Source organism: Methylobacterium sp. Leaf88, assembly GCF_001422795.1.
Lineage (GTDB): Bacteria > Pseudomonadota > Alphaproteobacteria > Rhizobiales > Beijerinckiaceae > Methylobacterium.
This window is the reverse complement of sequence record NZ_LMMK01000055.1, coordinates 78,646-98,651: the sequence shown is the minus strand read 5'-3', so window position 1 is coordinate 98,651 and position 20,006 is coordinate 78,646. Positions and strand designations below refer to the sequence as shown.

General features: G+C 72.0%; 20 protein-coding genes. 7 read left to right on the top strand and 13 right to left on the bottom strand.

The window, feature by feature from the left end:
* Positions 1 to 8 precede the first annotated feature (8 nt).
* Positions 9 to 848: an aldo/keto reductase gene (locus ASF20_RS22055; RefSeq protein ID WP_056278035.1), complete on the bottom strand. Its 840-nt coding sequence runs from the start codon at positions 846 to 848 to the stop codon at positions 9 to 11.
* A gap of 273 nt (positions 849 to 1,121) precedes the next feature.
* Here ASF20_RS22055 and ASF20_RS22050 point away from each other — a divergent pair, with 273 nt between their 5' ends.
* Together ASF20_RS22050 and ASF20_RS22045 are read left to right on the top strand one after the other, a co-directional pair.
* Positions 1,122 to 2,189, top strand: coding sequence for an adenylate/guanylate cyclase domain-containing protein (locus tag ASF20_RS22050; RefSeq protein ID WP_056212270.1), 1,068 nt, complete (start codon positions 1,122 to 1,124; stop codon positions 2,187 to 2,189).
* Positions 2,186 to 2,668 carry a YaiI/YqxD family protein gene (locus tag ASF20_RS22045; RefSeq protein ID WP_056278032.1) on the top strand — a complete coding sequence of 161 codons (483 nt, stop codon included), beginning with the start codon at positions 2,186 to 2,188 and terminating at the stop codon, positions 2,666 to 2,668. Before ASF20_RS22050 ends, ASF20_RS22045 begins: the two co-directional genes overlap by 4 nt.
* Before the next feature lie 89 nt (positions 2,669 to 2,757).
* On the opposite strand, the gene ASF20_RS22040 is transcribed toward ASF20_RS22045, so the two are convergent.
* The 9 genes from ASF20_RS22040 to ASF20_RS22000 form a co-directional block, all read right to left on the bottom strand.
* Positions 2,758 to 3,033: a BrnA antitoxin family protein gene (locus ASF20_RS22040; RefSeq protein WP_056278029.1), complete on the bottom strand. Its 276-nt coding sequence runs from the start codon at positions 3,031 to 3,033 to the stop codon at positions 2,758 to 2,760.
* 23 nt (positions 3,034 to 3,056) lie between these two features.
* Positions 3,057 to 3,281 carry a hypothetical protein gene (locus tag ASF20_RS22035; protein ID WP_055956977.1) on the bottom strand — a complete coding sequence of 75 codons (225 nt, stop codon included), beginning with the start codon at positions 3,279 to 3,281 and terminating at the stop codon, positions 3,057 to 3,059.
* A gap of 304 nt (positions 3,282 to 3,585) precedes the next feature.
* On the bottom strand, positions 3,586 to 4,515 hold the full coding sequence (locus ASF20_RS22030) for a DMT family transporter (protein ID WP_056278025.1): 930 nt from the start codon (positions 4,513 to 4,515) through the stop codon (positions 3,586 to 3,588).
* Positions 4,516 to 4,572: 57 nt separating this feature from the next.
* Complete coding sequence (locus ASF20_RS22025) at positions 4,573 to 5,841, bottom strand: arsenic transporter (RefSeq protein ID WP_056278021.1); 1,269 nt, start codon at positions 5,839 to 5,841, stop codon at positions 4,573 to 4,575.
* A gap of 50 nt (positions 5,842 to 5,891) precedes the next feature.
* Positions 5,892 to 7,007, bottom strand: coding sequence for a metallophosphoesterase (locus tag ASF20_RS22020; RefSeq protein WP_056278018.1), 1,116 nt, complete (start codon positions 7,005 to 7,007; stop codon positions 5,892 to 5,894).
* 5 nt (positions 7,008 to 7,012) lie between these two features.
* Positions 7,013 to 8,338, bottom strand: a complete 1,326-nt coding sequence (locus tag ASF20_RS22015; protein ID WP_056212282.1) for an MFS transporter — start codon at positions 8,336 to 8,338, stop codon at positions 7,013 to 7,015.
* 158 nt (positions 8,339 to 8,496) lie between these two features.
* Positions 8,497 to 10,038, bottom strand: a complete 1,542-nt coding sequence (locus ASF20_RS22010) for a hypothetical protein (protein ID WP_056278014.1) — start codon at positions 10,036 to 10,038, stop codon at positions 8,497 to 8,499.
* Positions 10,039 to 10,104: 66 nt separating this feature from the next.
* On the bottom strand, positions 10,105 to 11,412 hold the full coding sequence (locus ASF20_RS22005) for an FAD-binding oxidoreductase (RefSeq protein ID WP_056278011.1): 1,308 nt from the start codon (positions 11,410 to 11,412) through the stop codon (positions 10,105 to 10,107).
* A 117-nt stretch (positions 11,413 to 11,529) separates the two neighbouring features.
* A complete protein-coding gene (locus ASF20_RS22000) occupies positions 11,530 to 12,009 on the bottom strand; it encodes a DUF2721 domain-containing protein (protein ID WP_056278481.1) in 480 nt (159 codons plus the stop codon).
* Between the two features lie 208 nt (positions 12,010 to 12,217).
* On the opposite strand from ASF20_RS22000, the gene ASF20_RS21995 reads away from it, so the two are divergent.
* Complete coding sequence (locus ASF20_RS21995; protein ID WP_056278476.1) at positions 12,218 to 12,418, top strand: hypothetical protein; 201 nt, start codon at positions 12,218 to 12,220, stop codon at positions 12,416 to 12,418.
* A gap of 116 nt (positions 12,419 to 12,534) precedes the next feature.
* Here ASF20_RS21995 and ASF20_RS21990 read toward each other — a convergent pair whose 3' ends face one another.
* The 3 genes from ASF20_RS21990 to ASF20_RS21980 all read right to left on the bottom strand — a co-directional run bounded on the left by ASF20_RS21990 (position 12,535) and on the right by ASF20_RS21980 (position 15,933).
* A complete protein-coding gene (locus tag ASF20_RS21990) occupies positions 12,535 to 13,701 on the bottom strand; it encodes an adenylate/guanylate cyclase domain-containing protein (protein WP_244476532.1) in 1,167 nt (388 codons plus the stop codon).
* A gap of 204 nt (positions 13,702 to 13,905) precedes the next feature.
* Positions 13,906 to 14,925, bottom strand: coding sequence for an AraC family transcriptional regulator (locus tag ASF20_RS25180; RefSeq protein ID WP_056278004.1), 1,020 nt, complete (start codon positions 14,923 to 14,925; stop codon positions 13,906 to 13,908).
* 111 nt (positions 14,926 to 15,036) lie between these two features.
* Entirely contained in the window at positions 15,037 to 15,933 is an 897-nt protein-coding gene (locus tag ASF20_RS21980) for an AraC family transcriptional regulator (protein ID WP_056278001.1), read from the bottom strand.
* A 104-nt stretch (positions 15,934 to 16,037) separates the two neighbouring features.
* Between ASF20_RS21980 and ASF20_RS21975 the strand changes: the two genes are divergently transcribed.
* The 4 genes from ASF20_RS21975 to ASF20_RS21960 all read left to right on the top strand — a co-directional run bounded on the left by ASF20_RS21975 (position 16,038) and on the right by ASF20_RS21960 (position 19,805).
* Positions 16,038 to 17,591: an ATP-binding protein gene (locus ASF20_RS21975; RefSeq protein ID WP_056277998.1), complete on the top strand. Its 1,554-nt coding sequence runs from the start codon at positions 16,038 to 16,040 to the stop codon at positions 17,589 to 17,591.
* Entirely contained in the window at positions 17,584 to 18,006 is a 423-nt protein-coding gene (locus tag ASF20_RS21970) for a response regulator (protein WP_056212298.1), read from the top strand. Before ASF20_RS21975 ends, ASF20_RS21970 begins: the two co-directional genes overlap by 8 nt.
* A gap of 85 nt (positions 18,007 to 18,091) precedes the next feature.
* Positions 18,092 to 18,715: a response regulator gene (locus ASF20_RS21965; protein ID WP_056212301.1), complete on the top strand. Its 624-nt coding sequence runs from the start codon at positions 18,092 to 18,094 to the stop codon at positions 18,713 to 18,715.
* Between the two features lie 151 nt (positions 18,716 to 18,866).
* Positions 18,867 to 19,805: a pirin family protein gene (locus tag ASF20_RS21960; RefSeq protein ID WP_056277995.1), complete on the top strand. Its 939-nt coding sequence runs from the start codon at positions 18,867 to 18,869 to the stop codon at positions 19,803 to 19,805.
* Positions 19,806 to 20,006 lie beyond the last annotated feature (201 nt).

The following is a 20,006-nucleotide window of genomic DNA, read 5'->3' as shown; positions in this document are numbered from 1 at the left end:
CCCGGCCGCTACAGCATCGGCAGGCTGCGCGGGCGCGGACCGCGCGGGAAGGCCGCCTCGAGGGCGGCGCGATCCTCCGGCGTCAGGCCGATCGACCCCGCCGCCGCGTTCGCCCGGGCCCGCTCGGGCCGCGCCGTCTTCGGGATGGTGAAGGTGCCCTCCTCCCGTGTCAGGAACGCGACGGCGATGGCCCGCGCCGTGGTGCCGTATGCCTCCGCTAGGCGGGCGAGCACCCGGCCTCCGGCGCTTCCGGCCTCGGGGAAGTCGCCGCTCCCGAAGGGTGAATAGCCGACCAGGGCGACGCCGTTGCGTCGGCACCAGGGCAGCACCGCGTGCTCGATGGCGCGCTCCTTTAGATGGTAGAGCACCTGATTGCAGGCGATCTGGCCCGGCCCCGCGATCGCCAGGGCCTCGTCGAGATCGGCGACGTCGAAGTTGCTCACCCCCCAGAACCGGATCTTGCCCGCCTGCTTGAGGGCGGAGAAGCCCGCGATGGTGTCCTCCAGCGGGTAGCGGCCCGGCCAGTGCAGCAGGTAGGCATCGAGATGGTCGGTGCCGAGGCGCTTCAGCGAGCGCTCGCAGGCGGCGACCACCCCCGCCCGGCTGGCGTTGCCGGGCACCACCTTCGACACCAGGAACACCTCCGCGCGCCGTCCCGCGATGGCCTCGCCCACCAGGGGCTCGGCCTCGCCGTACATCTCGGCGGTGTCGATATGCGTCAGGCCAGCGTCGAGGCCCGCCCGCAGAGTCGCGACCGCGGCGGCGCGGTCCGCCTGGTCGAGGTGCCACGTGCCCTGTCCGATGACGGGCACCGCCGGCCCCGCCGTCCCGAAGGTTCTACTCCGCATCCGCCTCGCGCTCCCAGAATGGTGATCTCCTCTGGCAACGCATGGCGGCCACACCGGTCCCCGATCCGCGGGCCTGCGTCACCTTGGCCTTACTCGCGCCATCATGGGGCGATGATCAGGACGGGGTTCGAAGCTCGGCGCGCCAAGGGGCGCCGCCGCCTCCGGACCCATCCCCGAAGGGGTCCATCCGTTGCGCAGCGCTGCACCCTCCCCCATCCTGACCGGATCGCCGCGGCCGGCCCCCGCCGGGGCACCGCACGAGGGACGCCGCTGATGCTGCCGCAGCACCGCTGGTTCTGGCTCCTCATCCTCTTCGCCTGCGGCGGCGCGGGCCTCCTCTACAACGTGCTGTTCGCCGGCGGCGCGACGCCCCTCGCCGGCCTGACCTACGGCCTGGCCGTGGGCGGCACGACGCTCGCCTTCGACCGGGGCATGATCCTGGGCGGCCTGCAGGCGCGGATGCGCCGGATGCCGGCGAAGCTCTACGTGCCGGCGGCCGAGCTCGCGTACGTGCTGATGATCGCCGCCGGGATCGCGCTGGGCGGGTTGCTGGTCTGGGCTCTCGGACTCACCGACGACGACCTCAGCCACGCCGTGCGGATCACCCCGCGGGTGCTGGCCTACTGCCTCGCGGTCTCGGCGATGCTCGTCTTCGTCATCCGCATGCGCGATCTCATCGGCGGCGAGGTGTTCGTGAACTTCCTCGTGGGGCGCTACCACCAGCCCGTGCGGGAGGAACGGATCTTCCTGTTCCTCGACGTCGTCGGATCGACCGCCTTCGCCGAAACCCACGGCGACCTGAAGGCCCAGGCCTATCTCGGCGCGGTCTTCGCGGCCCTCGCCGAGCCCGTCCGGCGCAACGCCGGCTCCATCGACGACTATATCGGCGACATGGCGATGATCACCTGGCCGATGGCCCGCGGCCTGAAGGATGCGCGCTGCGTCGCCTGCGTGTTCGACGTGATGGACCGCCTGGACGCGGAATCCGAGGCCTGGATGGCGCGGTTCGGCACCGTGCCGCGCCTGCGCGCGGCCCTGCACGGCGGCTCGATCGTCACGGCGGAAGTCGGAGTCGACCGGCACAAGATCGCGTATTTCGGCGATGCAGTGAACGTCACCGCGCGCATCGAATCCCTGTGCCGGCCCCTCGGCACCGAGATCCTCGTCTCGGACGACCTGCTGGCCCGGATCGCGCGCCTGCCCGCGGGCATCCGCGCCCGAGCCCTCGGCGCCCACGCCCTGCGGGGGCGCGGCCAGCCCCTCAGCGTCTCGACCCTGGAGCGCGTCGGGACGGAGACGGTGGAGTCCGGCGTACCGCCGCACGCGGTCGCCGCGCAGTGAGCGGGGCCGAGCCGACCCGGTCCATCGTCGTCTACATCGACGCGGATGCCTGCCCGGTGAAGGACGAGACCTACCGGGTCGCCGGCCGATACGGGCTGCACGTCTGTGTCGTCGCCAACAGTTTCCTGGCGCTGCCACGGGAGCCGTGGATCGAACGGGTGGTGGTCAGCGACGGGTTCGACGCCGCCGATGACTGGATCGCCGAGCGAGCCCGGCCCGGTGCCATCGTCGTCACCGCCGATGTGCCCCTGGCCAGCCGCTGCGTGAAGGCGGGCGCCGAGGTGCTCGCCCCCACCGGCAAGCCCTTCAGCGAGAGCGGCATCGGGATGGCGCTGGCCACGCGCAACCTGATGCAGGACCTGCGCGAGGCCGGCGCGATCACCGGCGGGCCGAAGCCGTTCTCGGCCCGCGACCGCTCGGCCTTCCTCGGCGCCCTCGACCGCACCGTGATGCGGCTGAAGCGGGGCGGCTTCGGCTAGGCTTCCGAATCCGAACCGTCGACCGGTGCGGCAGAGCCGATGCCCCCACGACCAGGCCTCGCGGCGGCGTTGCGCCGTGCGGCCCCGGCCTAGAGCCCGGCGGCGGCCTTGAGCGCCGCGTTGATGCGATCCTGCCAGCCCGGACCGTCCTTCTGGAAATGCTCGAGCACGGCGCGGTCGAGGCGCAGGCTGACCATCTCGCGGGCGCCGGGCACGACCGAGGCCGGGGCGGCCGGCGTGGCCGAGATCGTCTTGGCCGTTCCGACGGGCTTGGCGGTCTCGACGGGTTTGGTGGTGGCGGCCTTGAAGGCCGCCTCGGCGGCCTGTCGCGGGTCGCTCGGTCGACGGGAGCGGTCGAATGCCATGGCTTCTCCTCCGCCGGGCCGTCTCAGGACCGCTTGCGCTTGGGCGCGGGCGGCGGGGCGGCAGCCTTCGCCTCGGCGTCGGCGGCCTCCTTGGCCAAGCGCAGGGCCCGCAGCTTAACCGTCCGCTCGTCCACGGCCTTCACCGAGGCGAGATGCTCGGCCATCGCCTGGGCGCCTTCCTTGGCCATCCGCTCGGCCCGCTCGGCGCGCTCCTCGGATCGGGTCCGGGCGTCGGTCTCGTCGCTCATCGCATTCCTGTCCTTGAACCCTCCCGCACGCGCTCGGCGCGGCGTCGCAGATGCCCGTCGGCGCGGCCGCGTGGGCGGTCCGGGCGCCGGATTTCGGTGACCGATCAGGTCGTGACGCGCGCCGGACTCGGCCGGGAGACGGCAATCGGGCGGCACGAGAGGCTGTCCACACACCCTTGACGCGGATCGGCTCCGGGCGGGATCGTCGGAGGTTTAGCACGCCGGGCGCCGAAAAGGCCAACGTTTCCCGGCGGCTGCAACCGCTTGTCCTCAAGCTTCGCGTTTTCGAATACGCAGGGGCCGCTCAAAACACCGAGATCAGCACGATGCCGGCGACCATCAGGGCCGCACCGCCGAGCCGGGCGGGCCCGGCCTTGACCTGCTTCATGCCGACCCAGCCGAAATGGTCGAGGGCCACCGAGGTCAGGAGGTTGGCGGTGATGAGGAGGCCGTTGAAGGCACCCGCCCCCACTTTGTCGACGAAGAGCAGGCCGCCGAACACCGCCACCGCCCCGGTGATGCCGGCGAGCGGCATCCACCAGCGCACGCCGGACACGTCCTGCCGGGTGGGCAGCGGGGTCGGGCGCACGAGGAACACCAGCACGAACACGAACACGACGGGCAGGAAGGAGACGGTGGCGGCGAGCCAAGGGTTCACCAGGGCGCCGCGCAGCTGCGAATTCCAGACGACGCCGACGGCCTGCAGGATGCCCGCCACCACGATGAAGGGATAGAGCAGCTTCGGGTTGAGCCCATGCCCGCCGTCCTTGTCCCCGCCCGTGTCGGCGGTGGTGCGGGCGATGAAGAACACGCCGACCGCCATCAGCAGACCGCCGAGCCAGGGCATGAGCTTGAAGCCGCCGCCCTGGAGCCCGAACAGGCCGAAGGAATCCATGGCGAGGGAGGCCAGGATGTTGGCCGTCAGGGTCAAGCCGTTGAAGGGCCCGGCCCCGACCTTGTCGATGAAGGCGAGCCCGCCGAACACCGCCACCGCGCCGGCCACACCGCCGAGCGGCGCGTACCAGGGCATCTTGCCCAGGGTCTCCAGGGTGGGGAGCGGTGTCGGCATGACAAGGAACAGCGTGGCGAACACGAACACGATGGGCAGGAACGAGACCGAGGCGGCGAGCCAGGGGTTCACGAGCCGGCCGCGCAGCTGCGCGTTCATCGAATTGCCCAGCGCCTGCAGGACGCCCGCGACGAGGATGAAGGGATAGAGCAGTGCGGCGTTCACGGGGGACCTTGGGCTAGGGACTTTGGACCGGAGACTTCGGGCTGAGACGCGAGGGAGCTAGACGAGGAGCAGGCCGGCGAGCGCCAGCAGCAGCGCGGGCGGCATGACGAGCAGGCCGAGCTTGAGGAAGCGCCAGAAGCCGACGTCCTGGCCCTCGCGGCGGATCGCGGTCAGCCACAGGATGGTGGCCAGCGACCCCGTCACCGAGAGGTTCGGACCGATGTCGACCCCGATCAGCACCGCGCCCGCGACCGTGTCGGGCACGTGGGCGGTCTGCACCGCGGCACCCGCGATGAGGCCGGCGGGGAGGTTGTTGACGAGGTTGCAGAGCACCGCGATCAGGGTGCCGGCGCCCCAGGCGGTCTCGACGGGCGAGGCGGCGGCCGCCTGCTTCAGCGCATCGGCGATCATCCGCAGGACGCCGGTCTTCTCCAGTGCCTCGACCAGCACGAACAGGCCGGCGACCAGGGGCAGCACGCTCCAGGACACGTCCTTGGCAACCTCGACGAGGCCGCCGCGCTTCATCAGGAGGACGGCCGCCGTGGTGAGGCCACCGGCCACGAAGGTCGGAAGGCCGAGATCGAGCCCCAGGGCGGAGGCGCCGATGAGGACGCCGCCGGTGGCCACGATGCCGAGGCCGGCGACGAGCCCGGTCCGCGACAGGCGTACCGTTTCGACATCGGTGGCGACCTGCTGGTCGCGCAGAACGGAATTCTGCGTCAGGCGAAGGGTGGCGTAGGTGGCGACGATGGCCAGCACCGAGGGCAGCGCGAACATCGCCAGCCACTGCGTCAGCGGCGGCATGTGCTCGGCGAAGACCACGAGGTTGGCCGGGTTCGAGATCGGCAGCACGAAGCTCGCCGCATTGGCGATGAAGGCGCAGATCAGGAGGTAGGGCAGCGGGTTCTCGACCTTGGCGGCCTTGGTGGCGGCGTAGACGGCCGGGGTCAGCACCACCGCGCAGGCATCGTTGGAGAGGAAGACCGTCACCACGGTGCCGACGACGTAGATCAGGGTGAACAGGCGGGTGGCCGAGCCCTTGGCCGCCCGCACCGCGATGCCGGCGAGCCAGTCGAACAGGCCCTCCTTCCGCGCCACCTCCGACATCAGCATCATGCCGACGAGGAAGAGGTAGACGTCCGTGCCCTTGAGAACGCCCTCCCAGGCGGTCCCGGCCGGCATCAGGCCGAACACCACGAGGGCGGCGGCGCCCAGGACGGCCCAGATCGCCTCCGGCCAGGAGAAGGGACGGGTGATCACCCCCAGGGTGGCCACGGCGGCGATCGCCCATGTGACGAGGTTCGGGGTCAGCGTCAGCGCACCCATCGGGTTCGGAATCCTTGGTCGGAAAGAAAGTCGGGCAAGGCGGATGCGCCCTACCAGTGGCGCCCGTTACGGTTCGGGCCGAGCTGGGTGCCGAGGATGCCCCGGTCCGGCCAGGCGCCGACGGTATCCGCGTCGCTGCCGAGGCCCTTGGAGCGGACGAGGGCGCCGACGTCGCCGGCCGGCTCGATCTGGTCCTGGCCGACGCCGCCTTCGGAATCCTGGGCGCGGACGGTGAGGCGTCCCGCGCCGGGGGGCCAGTCGACCGCGGCGCGGAAACGGCGCTCACCCTCGGCGCGCCGCATCGGGCGCCAGGGACCGCCGTCGATGCTGAACTCGCAGACCGCCGTCCGGCCGGCACCGAGCACCAGGGCGCGGATCTCGGTGGTGCCCGAGACGATGTGGTCCTCGGCATGGGCGAGGCGGCGGTCGGCCGGCGCGGTGATCACCACGAAGGGCCAGCCCTGCGCCAGTTCCTTGAAGCGCCAGCTCACCACGCCCCGGTCGATCGCCGCGATGGTGTAACCGACCGGCCCCTCCTCGATCTGGCCCGTCGAGCGGGTCGCCGCGTAGATGGTCCGGCCGTCATTGGAGAGTTCGTTGTAGTGGGTGTGCCCCATCTCGACGAGGCGGATGCACGAGCCGTGCACGAGTTCTGCGACCGTCGCAGCCTCGCCCTCCCCCGTCAGGTCGGCGGGGTAGCTGTGCATGAACAGGGCGCAGTCGTGCCCTTCCGCCTCGGCGGCGTCCGCCTCCCGCCGGAGCCAGGCGACCTGCCCGTCGCCGAGGCGAAAATCCGGTCCGCCGGAGCCCGGCCCGCACATGTCGAGGAACAGGCAGCGGGTGCCCGACACCGTCACCGCATAGGGCAGCCGCGGCACGCCGAGGCCGGCATAGAACGCCGCGAGGCTCCCGCTTTCCATGTCGTGGTCGCCGGTGATGACGTGGAAAGGCCGGCGCAGGCGGTCGAGTTCGGCGCGCACCAGGGCGTACTGCGCGGGCGTGCCGTTGTCGGCGTTGTCGCCGGGCAGATAGACGAAGTCGACCCCGTCCACGGCGTTGATCTGGTCCACGATGGCGTGGAGGTCGCGGGCGTTGTCGGCGTCCGCATCGGTGAGGTGCAGGTCGCCGATATGGGCGAAGGCGAGGATGTCGTCGGTGGCGGCCATGGGGGTCAGGCCGCCGGCGCGGGGACGGGCGTCAGGCCGCCACCGTCGGCACCGGAGCGGCCGGGCTCGTAGCCGCGCGTCTCCGGCATCGCGAAGAGGTAGAGGGCGAAGCCCAGGCCCGCGATGGCGGCCAGGGACAGGAACGCGGTCGAGTAGCCCGCCGACACGATGATCAGGCCGGCGAGGGTCGCGCTCAGCGCCGCGCCCAGGCTCTGGGCCGTGGCGACGGCCCCCTGGGAGACGTTGAACCGGCCCGTGCCCCGGGTCAGGTCGGCGACGATGACGGGGAAGAGGGCGCCGTAGATGCCGGCGCCGACGCCGTCGAGGAGCTGGACGCCCACGAGATAGAACGGGTTGTCCGACAGGGTGTAGAGCACGCCCCGGATCGCCAGGACGCCGAAGGCCGCGAGGAAGATCGGCTTGCGCCCGATCGCATCGGCCTTGGCGCCGACGAACACCGCCACCGGCACCATCACCAGCTGCGCGGCCACGATGCAGATCGCGATCAGCGACGTGGCGTTGTCCTTGCCGGAGAGCTTCGTGAGCAGTTGCCCCACCGAGGTGAGCATCGCGGCGTTCGAGAGGTGGAACAGCGCGGCCAGCACCGCGAAGAGCAGCAGGTACTTGTTCTTCAGGAGCGCGGTGAGGCCCGACGGTTCCTCCTCGCCCTCGGTCCGGGCCTGCGTCTCGGTCTGGTCGAGACCGCGGGCGAGATCGTCGTCGATGGAATCGGAGGGCACCATCAGCATGGCGCCGATGCTGCACACGGCGAGCAGCGCCATCAGCCAGAACACCACGATCGGTCCGAAGAAGTAGGCGGTGCCGCCGGCGATCGCCGCCGAAGCGGCGTTGCCCGCATGGTTGAAGCCCTCGTTGCGGCCGATGCGCTTGGCGAACAGCTTCGGGCCGACGACGCCGAGGGTGATGGCGGCCAGCGCCGGCGGGAAGATCGCCCCGGCGATGCCGGCCACCGATTGCGTGGCGGCCACCACGTAGAAGTTCGTGATGAATGGCAGGACGAGGCAGCTCAGCGTGACTGCGACGGCCGCCGCGATGACGATGGCGCGCTTGTGATTGGTCCGGTCGATCAGCGCCCCGGCTGGCGTCTGGGCGATGAGGCCGGCGATGCCCGCGATGGTCATGACGAGGCCGGTGGTGGCCTCGTTCCAGCCCTGGTCCGGCCCCCGCACGGCGATCAGGTAGATCGCCAGGTAGGGACCGAGCCCATCGCGGACGTCGGCGAGGAAGAAGTTGAGCGCATCGAGCCCCCGCAGGACACGGGCCGACGGGTTTCGCATCGGAGCGGTGCGGGAGGAGAGCGGCTCGGCCATGAGGGGCCCTTCCGGACGTTCGAGCAGGACGATGTGAGGTCGGGCTCGCAGGGGACCGGATTCCTTGCCCCCACCAGCGGTGGCACAAGCGTGCGCGCCGATGATTGTTCCTGGGGCGGGATTAAAATGTCCGTGATGACGTAAGTGGCTGCGAAACGTCAGGTTTCGGAGGCGCCGCCCGCCCCGCCGCGGAAGCGCCGGCGGACGCGTCCGGCCCCGTCGATGAATTCGAAATGCGGCGTCCGGTTGAGGGTGTGCAGGCCCGTGCCCGGGAAGCGCGGCCCCGCGCGCAGGATCATCTCCACGCTCTGGGCGTAGCCCGCCGCGTCGAGGCGCCGGATCCGCGCGAGGCCGAGCGCCACGCCATAGCCGTCGCGGCAATCCTGCACCGGCCGGAACAGGGCACCGTCCCGGGCGACGATGCGGCCGCCGGACCGGGCGGCGGCGATGTCGATCAGCACCGGATTTCCGGGATGCGCGGTCCACGGCCCGCGGAAATCCGGCGCGGACCAGAGGTGCAGGCTGTCGGAATACGATCCCCAGGCGGCGAAGGGGCCGTCATGCTCGCCGTCGTCGCGCACCGTCGCGAACAGCCACCAGCGGCCGTCGTGCCGGAGAAGAGTCGGATCGCTGGCATTCAGGCCGGAGATCAGGGTCGCCTCCTTGACCCAGCCGCCGGGGAAGGCGGTGGCGCGGTAGAGATCGAGGGTTCCGGTGGCGCCGCTCTCGGGCACCATCCAGTAGGCACCGCCCTCCGCGAAGATGAACGGATAGGAGAGGTGGTGGGCGGCCTCCAGCACCGGCACCGGTGTCCCGAGGGGGCCGTCAGCGCCGAAGCGCACGGCCGAGATCACGCCCTTCTGCAGGACGTGGCTGTAATCCTCCACGAACAGCACCGTGCCGGCGGCATCGGCGATCGGGAACGGATCGGCGTAGAAGCGGCGCCCGTCGTCCGGAAGCGTGTGCCAGCCGGTCTCCGGATGGGCCTGGAGGTCGATGAGGTCGGGACCGGCGAGCCGGCGCCAGCCGACCCGCCAATGGGGCGCCCAGGTGCAGAGGGCGTAGAGCCGGCGGGCGGCCATCCGGGCACAGGTGCGGGTGGCCCGGGCCGTGAGGGCGGCCGCCGTGAAGCCCGTCGGCGCCGGGCCCGGGATCGGGACACCCTCGGGCGCGAGCCGCGGCCCCGCTCCGCCGAGGGCGGCCAGGATCAGGCTCGCGGTCCGAACGAGAGCATCCTCGAAGGCGGTGAGCATGATGCCCCGCGCCTCGGTTCCAACCCGGCCGGAGGCGACGATCCGCCCGTCCTCGGTCAGGCTGACCACGGGCGGGCGCCCGGCCATCAGCGAGGCGAGCAGGGCCGCCTCGCCGCAGGCCCCGTCGAAGGCGAGGCGCCAGACCGGCACGCCCGGCGGACCCGCCGCGTCGCCGCAGAGGTCGAGGACGAGGTCGGGCATTCGGTCGGCCGGGGCGGCACCGGCCAGGAGGTCCGCGCGTTCGACCCGCAGGGCCGGCCCGTTGCGCGGCAGCCTTCGCAGCATCGCCTCGAGCCGGAACAGCAGCGCGGCGTTGGGCGGCAGCGCGCCCGGTCCCGGCGACAGGTCGAGGGACACCGAGAGCCCGGGGCGGCGCAGGAGGCGTTCGATCAGCCGGAGGTGCCAACGGCGGCACATGCCCCCGTCGAGGCGAACGCTCAGGCGCATGGAGACGGATGTCCTCGGACGAGGGAGTGGTGCGGCCCCCCGGCATGGCGCCTCCGGCGGGAGGCGTCAATCCGCGCGTTCGCGCGCCCGAACCGGGTTCCACCGCGGCCAGCCGAGGAGGCGCTGTGGCGCGAAGGGCGCCACCGGAACGGCGGGCGCGGCGCCGGTGGCGAGATCGGCCACCAGGCGCCCCGTGATCGGCCCCGTGGACAGGCCGATATGGCCGTGGCCGAACGCGAAGATCAGGCCGCGATGCCGGGGTGCCGGGCCGATCACCGGCAGGCCGTCCGGGGTCGAGGGGCGCGCGCCCATCCAGGGGCGGTTGTCGAGGCTCGCGCCCAGGCGCAGCGTTCCGCCCGCCTCCTGCGCAGCGGCCTCGATCTGGACGTAGTCGGGGGGAGCCTCGCGGGCATTGAGCTCGACGCCGGAGAGGACGCGCACGCGCCCCTCCCCCATCGGGGCGATGATCGAGCCGGCGCCGGTGTCGAGCACCGGGCGGGTCAGCGGCGGGCTGTCGGGATGCAGGGCGTAGTGGGCGTGGTAGCCGCGCTCCGCCGCGAAGGCGAAGCGGTAGCCGAGGCCGCGGGCGATCTCGCCGGAGGCGGCGCCCGCGGCCAGGACGACCTGGCGGGCCCGCACAGTGCCGCCGTCGTGGCGGATGCACCAGCCCTCCCCCTCGGGCTCGAGGTGCGTCGTAACCATCCTCAGTGTTCGTCCGCCGAGCCCGAGATAGAGGTGTTGATAGGCTTCCAGCAGCCCGCCCGGATCGCTCACGGCGCCGGTCTCCGGCAGGAGCATGCCGTGGGCATAGGCCCGGATCAGGGCCGGCTCCATGGCGCGGATGTCGTCCGGGTCGAGGATCTCGAAGGAGACGCCGTGCCGGCCCAGGATCGCCCGCTCCAGGGCCGCGCCGGCGAAGGCGGCGTGCGTCCGGTAGAGCTTGATCCAGCCGCAGCGGCGCAACAGGTGGCCGGCGCCCGCCCGCTCGGCCAGGGCGAGATGCGCGGGCAGCGCCGCGCTGGTCAGGGGCAGCAGGGACGCGGCGGCCCGCTCCCAGGCGGAGGTTCGGGCGGAGGCCAGGAAATGCGCCGTCCAGGGCAGCACGCGGGCGACGTGGGTGTGGCGCAGGCGCAGGCCCCGGTCGGCGTTGCGCAGGTAGGTCGGCAGCTTGGCCCAGAGGGCCGGGCTCGACATCGGAAAGATCGAGCCCCGGCTGATCACGCCGGCATTGCCGTAGGAGGTTTGGGCACGCGCCTCCCCGGGATCGCAGAGCAGGACGTCGAGGCCCCGGTCCCGCAGGGCAATCGCCGAGGCGAGCCCGACCATGCCGCCGCCGATGACGACCACATCCGCCTTCATTGTCTCGACGCTCATCGGACCTCGTCCCATCCCTGCCGGCGGACTGGCGCGTATCAGGGTGCGGCCCGTTGATCGAGACCGCCCGCACGCACGCCAGCCCCTCGTCCCCCGCGAGGCCGGCCCGCGCGCGGCTCAGGATGCGCCGCGTTCCCCCGCATGCTCCTGCTGGCGGTCGACCTCGTCCCGGATGCCGCGCCCGGCCATCAGGATCTCGACCAGGAAGGCGCAGACCGCGACCACGGTGCAGACCAGCGCCACGCCGAAGCAGGCGAACAGGATCGAGGCGGTCGCGGCATCGCGCAGGGCCCCGACGAACAGGGTGAGAACGGCGATACCGGTCATGACCGCGCCGGTGGAGGCCAGGACCACGGCGCCGTCCAGCATGAAGGAGCGCCGCCGCAGATACGACAATTGCCGGGAGAGGCGGACGGCCTCGTGCGGGTCGGCGGTCCGCAGACCGGCAGCCGCCGCATCGACCTTGTCGGCGACGCGGCCGAGGCGCGTCGAGAAGACGTTGAGCAGGGTCGCGAGCGCCGTCAGCAGGAACGCGGGCGCGAGGGCGATCTGGATGACGTGGGCGATGTCGTCGGGTGCGACGGGCGTGGGGGACATGAAGGCCTGATAGGGCAAAGCGCGACCGACCGGAATACGCTCCGCTGCCCCCGAGACGACGGGGGCAGCGTGTCCCAAGGCTCCGATCCCCGATCCTGCGACGCGACCGGGGAACCGCCCCCCGACAAGACGGTTGACGCTTACATTGGATCTGTTCTAATTCGTATGTAGCAGCGGCGGCACGCCGCGCAGGATGGAGATCACCGACATGGCGAACGCGAAGTGCGAGAGCTGCAAGTTCTTCGACGAGCACAAGGTCAACGGCGCCGCCGCGGCGGCCGACGAGGGCCTGTGCCGGTTCAATCCGCCGGTGAGCCAGCCGGGTCCGTCGGATCACGGCCTGTGGCCGGTGGTCGGCTCGGCCGACTGGTGCGGCCACTTCGCGCCCGAGATGACCGCCGCGGAGTAAGCGGCGGCGTCGATCCCGCTTCGACCATCCCGAAGGCCAGCCGCGAGGCTGGCCTTTCCCGTTCCGGGGTCCTGCGGTTTCGGGTAGCGCCTCGGTTCAGCGCGCCGGCCGCGGCGTCACGCACCGGCCTCGGCGTCGTCCGGGAAGGCCAGCACCTCCAGGGGATCGCCGACGCCGCGCAGGGGAAAGGTCCCGAGGGGCACGAGATGGTGTCCGTCGCTCGAGCGGGCCGCGAAGGCGCCCGAGAACAGCACGCTGACGTCGAGGACCTTGGTCAGGCTTTCCAGCCGAGCCGCCACGTTCACGGCGGGCCCGATGATCGTGAAGTCCAGGCGCGAGCGCGAGCCGATGTTGCCGTACATCACCGCGCCGACATTGACGCCGATGCCGTAGCCGAGGCGCGGCTGCCCGCGCTCGGCCCGCGCCGCGTTCAGCGCCCGCATGGCGGCGCGCGCCTCCAGGGCGGCGGATTGCGCGGCGGTGCAGGCGGCCGGCGTGTCGAGGTGGAAGATCGCCAGCAGGCCGTCGCCCATGAATTTCAGGATCTCGCCCCCGTGCCGCTCGATCGGCAGGGAGATCGCGTCGAAGTAGTCGTTCAGCAGGGCGATGACGTCGTCCCGCGGCCACAGCTCAGAGATCTCGGTGAAGCCGCGCAGGTCGATCACCATGATGGCAGCCTCCACGGTGACGCCGCTGCCGCGCCGGGTCGCCCCGTTGAGGATCATCTCGCTGGCATGCGGTCCGACATAGGTGTCGAGGAGCAGGCGGGTCAGGCGGTTCTTGTGCCGGACCTCCGTGACCACCGACAGGGCCGGCAGGAGCGAAGCCAGGAGATCGAGGTCGTCGGGCGCGAACCCGCCGGGCCGATCGGCCGAGAAGGTGACGATGTGGCTCTTGCCGAGGGTGTAGTGCAGCGGCCAGGCGACGTAGTCGGTCAGGCCCTCCGCGCGCAGGTCGCGGTAGATCCCGTAATCCGTCGCCGGCTGCGCCGGCTCTTCCAGGCGCTTCCGGACCCGCTCCGCGCCGTTGAAGATCTCGGCGGCCGGGCTCAGCTTGAACTGGTCGGTCTCGACGATGCCGTACTCGAAGTTCTGCAACGCAGCCGCCTCAAGGCCGGTCCGCCAGAGGATGCGGGTTCCGAGCCACAGGGGATGATGCGTCCGCAGGTGGATCGTGCCCCGCGCCACCGGGATCCCGGCTTCGCGCAGGCGCCGGCAGAATGCCACGAAGATATCGTCGAGGAAGCGCTCCCCCCGGGTTCCCGCCAGGAGCCAATCGAGCATCTCCCCGCGCAGCTGGGCCCGTGCGAAGCGACGGGTCTCGTCCTGGTGCAGGGGACTGTTCATGGCCGCGCCTCGCTGCCTGCTGTCGCCGTCCGAGCCGGGTCCGGCGTGCCGGGACCGGCCGGTGATTCCGCGATCATGGAGCCGTCGGCCCGCGCGCACCAGGGCGCCTCCACATTAAGGCGCGGTCACGCCGATGCCCTGTCACGCCGAGATCTTTCGGGGATCCACGCCCGGCTCCTCCGGCTCGACCATCCGACGCCAGCGCCCGGGGCTCACACCCGCCTCGCGGGCGAAGACGCGGGTGAAATGGCTCTGGTCGGCGAACCCGCAGGCGAGCGCGATCTCGGCCAGCGACGGGCCGGGCCCCCGCATCAGGGTCTTGGCCCGGGCGATGCGCTGACGGACGAGCCAGACATGGGGCGAAACCCCGAGGGACTGGCGGAACGCCCGGGCGAAGTGGCTCACGGAGAGGCCGCACGCCACCGCGATCGCCTGCAGGCTCGGCGTGTCGCCCAGCCCTGCGCGCAGGCGGTCCTGGGCGCGGCGCAGCTGCCAGGGGGCGAGCCCGCCCCGGGCCGGCTCCGCGGCGAGGCCCGGATCGGCATGGAGGCCGATCAGATGCGCCCCGATGGCCCGGCCGATCTGCAGGCGAAACACGGCCGCGCCGCGATCCGGCCGATCGAGCGTAGCGGCGGCGCTGGCGGCGAGGTCATGGATCGTCGGGTCGACCAGGACCCTGCCGTCGACCGGCTTCAGAGCCTCGAGCGGATCGATGTCCCCGAGGCCCATGCTCGCGGCCACCTCGACGAGGATCCGGCGCGACAGCCAGATCTGCACCGCGACGCCCCGATCGTTGGTTGGGGGCCTGATGCGGCGATCGAGGAGCGTGACGGCGCTGGCGCAGATGCGCTCGGGGGCGGGTCGGAGGGGACCGCCCGCCGGCCAGCCCCCGTCATCGGCCCGCTGCACGCGGATCAGGAGCCCCTCGCCGTAGGTCTGCGGCTGCGGTGCCGTCGTTCGCCCGACGGCAGGGAGCTCCGAGACCACGATGCCGTCCGTCTCCGCATCCGGCGACCGGGTCGTGCGAACGGGTTCGGGACCGGGCTCCCGCGGGGGTTCGACCGCGCGCGGGCGCTGGCCGGGCTCCAGGGCGGGCCGCCGGCGGCGCGGCAGCGGCGGAATCGCGAGCCGGGCCGCAGGGGTGTCGGCTGACCGATGCATCCTCGTCTCCACAGCAGACCTTCGGGTGAGGACACCCTGCCGGCGGGACGGGGCAACGGTCTTTCGCAGACTTGCTCGGCCGTTACGCGATCCTGCTCTTTGCCGGGCGCCTCAGGGCGCAAGCTGCCGGTATTCCCCCGGCGTGCAGCCCGTCACCCGCTTGAAGGCGGTGCTGAAGGCGGCCTGGCTCGAGAAACCGGACGAGAGGGCGACATCCACCAGCGGCAGCTTGCGCTCGGCCAGGAGCCGGCGGGCGCGCGCCAGCCGCTCGGCGCTGACGAAGCCGTAGGGCGTCTTGCCGGTGACGCGCTTGAACAGGCGCGCGAAGTGGAACGGGCTGAGGCAGGCGGCGGCGGCGAGTTCGGTCACGCCGAGGTCGCGATCGAGGTTGTCGCGGATGAAGGCGATCGCCCGCTGGATGCGCTCGGGACAATCGTGGTCGCCGCAGACCGGATCGGCCCGGTCCGGACGGTCGTGGCCGTAGGCCTGCGCCACCCGGGCCGTGAGGGCGAGGGCCGCAGCCTCCACCATCATCCGGCCCGCCGAGGATTCCCGGACGAGTTCGCTGAGGATCGACAGCCCGATCTGGCGGATCAGCGGATCCGGCACATCGGCGAGGTAGCGCACGGTGTCGGCGCGGATGCGGGCATCCCCGTAGAGGTTCGCCAGGGCCGCGAAGCGCTCGGCCGGCAGGTAGATGTGCAGGATCTCGGTCAACGGGGCCGAAATGTTGATGTCGTCCTCCCCGACGCCGACGGGGCAGAGCCAGATCGTGCCCGCCTCGACCGCCGTCCGCTGGCGGAGACCGGCGCCCTTGCGGCTGACATGCGCCCCCGGAACGCGGCGCGTCGCCAGGGTGATCTCCATCTGGGTCGGTACGATCGCCGGCAGATCGCCGGCCGGATGCGAGCGCAGCTCCGCCGCGACCCCCTGCCACTGCCGGCCCCGGGAGGTCGCAAGCAGGCCGGCCTTGGGAAACTTGTGGGCGCTGTGCCGGTGCAGATCCATGCCCGCACCGTGCAATTCTTGCGTCGGGCGCGCCATTATACAGGTGTATCGGAGACCCCCGGGCGCGGTCCCGCTATCCTGTCGGACCCCGGTGGATGAGGTGCATGCGGCACGGTTTCTCGCGGCAACGGTTTGCACGCCCGACGGACTCGCGACAGGCGCTGCCGCGCCAGGTCTTCTCCCGCTGGCCCAGCCGCGCCTCCGCCTCGGCCCATGACGGTCCCATCGGCATCGACGATCTTCCGGCCTGGATGCTGGCCGCGCCGCCGGGGCGGGGCCGGGCCCGGGCGACGGCCATCGGCACGGCGGCCCTGCTGATCCTGCCATCCATGGGCCTCGCCGGCCTCGCCGGCTGGGCCGCCGCGGCCCGGGGCGGGGCGCCCGCCCTCGTCCTCGGCGCACTCGCCCTCGTCGCTGGGGGCGCGGCCCTCGCCGTGGCGGCCCGACAGGCGCAGCGGTACCGGATCGGCGAGACGCGCCTGGAGGCCATCTTCGAGCGGTCCGGCATCTCGATGTGGCGCGAGGACTGGACGGCGGCGGGCGAAGCGGTGATGGCCCTGCGCCGGGCCGGCACGGTGGACATCGAGTCCCACTTCGCGAGCCGGCCGGAGGCGCTTCGCGCCCTGCGCCGGCAGGTCATCGTCACCGACGTGAACGGCTTCACGGTCGAGGAGACGGGCGCCTCCGGGAAGGACGCCTATCTGGGTCCCCTGGACCGCCTCCTGCCGGACACCGACCAGACCTTCGTGCAGTGGCTGGTGGCCTTCGGCCGGGGCGACCGCTTCTTCCGCTCGGAAGCCCACGTGGTGCGCGCCGACGGCAGCGAGATCGACATGCTGTTCACCGCCATGCTGCCCCGGGACCTGGCGGGCTTCTCCGAGATCGTCGTGACGGCCCTCGACGTGACGGCCTTCAAGCAGGCCCAGAAGCGCTTCGCCCGGGCCGACACCGAACTCGCGCGCGCCTCCCGCATCACCACCGTGGGGGCGCTCAGCGCCTCCATCGCCCACGAGGTCAATTCCCCCCTGGCGGCCATCCTGGCCAACGCACAGGCCGCCACCCGCTGGCTGCGGCGCCCGGTGCCGGATATCGGCGAGGCCGCGGCGGCCCTCGACGACGTCGTCACCGAGGCGACCCGCGCCCGCGACGTGATCGCCCGGACCCGGTCCTATCTCGGCAACGCCCCGCGCGCCTCCGCCCCCGTGGACCTCCTCCAAGCGGCCCGCGACGCGAACCTGCTCGTCGAGGGCGAACTGCGCCTGCACCGGGCCGCCGTCCACATCGCGGCCGAGGGCGCGATTCCCTGGATCGACGCCGATGCGATCGGCCTGCAGCAGGTCTTCGTGAACCTGCTCCTGAACGCCGCCCAGGCGATGGCGGAGGGGGACGGACCGCGCGACGTCACCGTGACGATCCGGGCCACGGGCGAGGCGGTGACGGTCGACGTCACCGATACCGGCCCCGGCATCGCGCCCGAGCGGCGCGCCCACATCTTCGAGCCGTTCCACTCGACCCGGGCGGGCGGGATGGGCATGGGCCTCGCCATCTGCCGCAACCTCATCGATGCCCATGGCGGCGACATCTGGGCCGATGCCGCGCCCGGGGGCGGGGCCGCCTTCCACTTCACCCTCCCGGTCGCCGGACCCGCCCATGGCTGAGCCCGCCGCCGGAGATTCCGCCACCCGGAACGCGGCCCCGCGGGCGCCCGTCGTCGCCATCGTGGACGACGACCCGGCGATCCGCTCGGCCCTGTCGCGACTCGCCCGCTCCCTCGGCTACGCCCCCGCCTCCTTCGCCGGGGCCGAGCCGCTCCTGAACGCGGCGGACGATGCGGGGATCGCCGTCGTCGTCACGGACGTGCAGATGCCGGGCCTGAACGGTCTCGACCTCCTGCGGCTCCTGCGCCTGCGCCGACCGACGCTGCCGGTCATCGTGATGACGGCCTATCCGAGCGAGTCGAGCCGTGCGCGGGCGCTGGCCTCCGGCGCCTTCGCCTACCTTGCCAAGCCCTTCGACGCCGAGCAGTTCGAACACTGCCTGGGCAGCGTCCTCGGCATCACGCGCCACCCGTGATACGCAGGTGCCTCATCCGCAGAAGATGCTCCTGGCTGGCGCGTATCTTGTAAGCTTGCCCAGTGTATTCGCTTTCCTTGGAAAGATGTCCGAAGCGACCGTCCACATCGTCGACGATGATCCGGCCCTGCGTTGCGCGCTGATGCGTCTGTGCCGGTCGAGCGGATTGCTTGCGGTCGGCCACGGAGACGCTGCCGCACTCGCCGCGACACGGGTCCGGACGGCACCGGAATGCATCCTCCTCGACGTTCGTCTTGCCGGGGAGAACGGCCTCTCTGTCCAGGAAGCCCTGCGTTCGGCCGGCAGCACCGTGCCGATCATTTTCCTGACTGGCTTCGGCACCATCCCGATGACGGTGCGGGCGATGCGCGGCGGCGCGGTGGAGTTCCTGACGAAGCCGGTGGTGGCCGAGGTCCTGCTCGATGCCGTGCACCGGGCCCTCGAAGCCGATGCGGCGGCCCTGGAGGCCCGCCGCGCCCGGGAGGCTTTGGCCGAGCGTCTGCAGGCCCTGACCCCGCGCGAGCTAGACGTCATGCGCTGCGCCATCGGCGGCCTGATGAACAAGCAGATCGCCGCCGAACTCGGGATCACCGAGATCACCGCCAAGGTCCACAAGCGGCGGGTGATGGAGAAGATGCAGGCCCGATCCCTGGCCGACCTCGTGCGCATGGCCGACCAGATCGGCGTGGCGGCGACCCGCCAGCGCTGAGGCACGGCGCGAAAGTGCAAAGCGAAGCCGGATTCGACAATCCCATCCCCTCCCCCGGCCTTCAGATGCGAGCGGGCCGGCGCCGCCTGCCGGGCGAGGCGGTCGGAACGGGACGATCCGGCTTGGCGGCCATGACACGGGAGGACATCGAATGAGCTGGCACAGTGCGGAGGACCCGATCCCGGGCGACCGCTTCACCTGCGACGCGATCAAGACCCTGATCGTGCCGCGCTCGCGGGACCTCGGCTCCTTCGCGGTCCGGCGTGCCCTGCCGTCGACCGAGTGCCGGATGGTCGGCCCGTTCATCTTCTTCGACCAGATGGGCCCGTCCGAGTTCCTGCTCGGCCAGGGCATGGACGTGCGGCCCCACCCGCATATCGGCCTGTCGACGGTGACCTACCTGTTCGAGGGGGAGATCCTGCACCGGGACAGCCTGGGCACCGCGCTGCCGATCCGGCCGGGCGCGCTGAACTGGATGACGGCCGGGCGGGGCATCACCCATTCCGAGCGCACCGGGGCGGACCTGCGCCGGACCGGCTCGACCCTGTTCGGCCTCCAGAGCTGGGTGGCGCTAAGCCGCCTGGACGAGGAGACCGCGCCGGCCTTCGAGCATTACGAAGCCGAGGCGCTGCCGATCCTCGGCGGCGAGGGCAAGACCGTCCAGTTGATCGCCGGCGAGGCCTTCGGGGCGACATCGCCGGTGCGGACCTCGAGCCCGATGGTCTATGCCGACGTGAAGCTCGAGGCTGGCGCGGTGCTGCCCCTCGACCCGACCTACGACGAGCGTGCCATCTACACGGTCTCGGGCGCCATCGACATCGCCGGGGACGGGTTCGGCCCGGGCCAGCTCCTCGTCTTCCGGCCGGGCGACCGGATCAGCGTGCGGGCGACCGAGACCGCCCGCTTCATGGTCCTGGGCGGCGAGCCGATGGACGGCCCGCGCCACCTCTGGTGGAACTTCGTCTCCTCCCGGCCCGAGCGGATCGAGCAGGCCAAGGAGGATTGGCGCCAGGCCCGCTTCGACACCGTGCCGGGGGAAACCGAGTTCATCCCCCTGCCCGAGCAGCCGGCCCCGGTGCGCTACCCGTGAGCCGGATGCCCGCGCCTCAGACCCTCTCCGGTCGATTCCTCCGGCGCCCTTCGCGCGCGGATCCCCTCTTCTGTAAGGAGAGGGACAGGGCGAGGTGTGTGACTTCCGCGGATGGGGCACGGCGCTCACCCCAACCCTCTCCCCATGGGAGAGGGGGCCTGTCCCGACCGGTCCAATCGACGCGATCGACCGGAAGAACGT

Coding starts and splice junctions, on each gene's coding strand:
- ASF20_RS22055 (WP_056278035.1), bottom strand. CDS start 848: ATGCGGAGTAGAACCTTCGGGACGGCGGGGCCGGCGGTGCCCGTCATC.
- ASF20_RS22050 (WP_056212270.1), top strand. CDS start 1,122: ATGCTGCCGCAGCACCGCTGGTTCTGGCTCCTCATCCTCTTCGCCTGC.
- ASF20_RS22040 (WP_056278029.1), bottom strand. CDS start 3,033: ATGGCATTCGACCGCTCCCGTCGACCGAGCGACCCGCGACAGGCCGCC.
- ASF20_RS22035 (WP_055956977.1), bottom strand. CDS start 3,281: ATGAGCGACGAGACCGACGCCCGGACCCGATCCGAGGAGCGCGCCGAG.
- ASF20_RS22025 (WP_056278021.1), bottom strand. CDS start 5,841: ATGGGTGCGCTGACGCTGACCCCGAACCTCGTCACATGGGCGATCGCC.
- ASF20_RS22020 (WP_056278018.1), bottom strand. CDS start 7,007: ATGGCCGCCACCGACGACATCCTCGCCTTCGCCCATATCGGCGACCTG.
- ASF20_RS22015 (WP_056212282.1), bottom strand. CDS start 8,338: ATGGCCGAGCCGCTCTCCTCCCGCACCGCTCCGATGCGAAACCCGTCG.
- ASF20_RS22010 (WP_056278014.1), bottom strand. CDS start 10,038: ATGCGCCTGAGCGTTCGCCTCGACGGGGGCATGTGCCGCCGTTGGCAC.
- ASF20_RS22005 (WP_056278011.1), bottom strand. CDS start 11,412: ATGAGCGTCGAGACAATGAAGGCGGATGTGGTCGTCATCGGCGGCGGC.
- ASF20_RS22000 (WP_056278481.1), bottom strand. CDS start 12,009: ATGTCCCCCACGCCCGTCGCACCCGACGACATCGCCCACGTCATCCAG.
- ASF20_RS21995 (WP_056278476.1), top strand. CDS start 12,218: ATGGCGAACGCGAAGTGCGAGAGCTGCAAGTTCTTCGACGAGCACAAG.
- ASF20_RS21990 (WP_244476532.1), bottom strand. CDS start 13,701: ATGCTCGATTGGCTCCTGGCGGGAACCCGGGGGGAGCGCTTCCTCGAC.
- ASF20_RS25180 (WP_056278004.1), bottom strand. CDS start 14,925: ATGCATCGGTCAGCCGACACCCCTGCGGCCCGGCTCGCGATTCCGCCG.
- ASF20_RS21980 (WP_056278001.1), bottom strand. CDS start 15,933: ATGGATCTGCACCGGCACAGCGCCCACAAGTTTCCCAAGGCCGGCCTG.
- ASF20_RS21975 (WP_056277998.1), top strand. CDS start 16,038: ATGCGGCACGGTTTCTCGCGGCAACGGTTTGCACGCCCGACGGACTCG.
- ASF20_RS21970 (WP_056212298.1), top strand. CDS start 17,584: ATGGCTGAGCCCGCCGCCGGAGATTCCGCCACCCGGAACGCGGCCCCG.
- ASF20_RS21965 (WP_056212301.1), top strand. CDS start 18,092: ATGTCCGAAGCGACCGTCCACATCGTCGACGATGATCCGGCCCTGCGT.
- ASF20_RS21960 (WP_056277995.1), top strand. CDS start 18,867: ATGAGCTGGCACAGTGCGGAGGACCCGATCCCGGGCGACCGCTTCACC.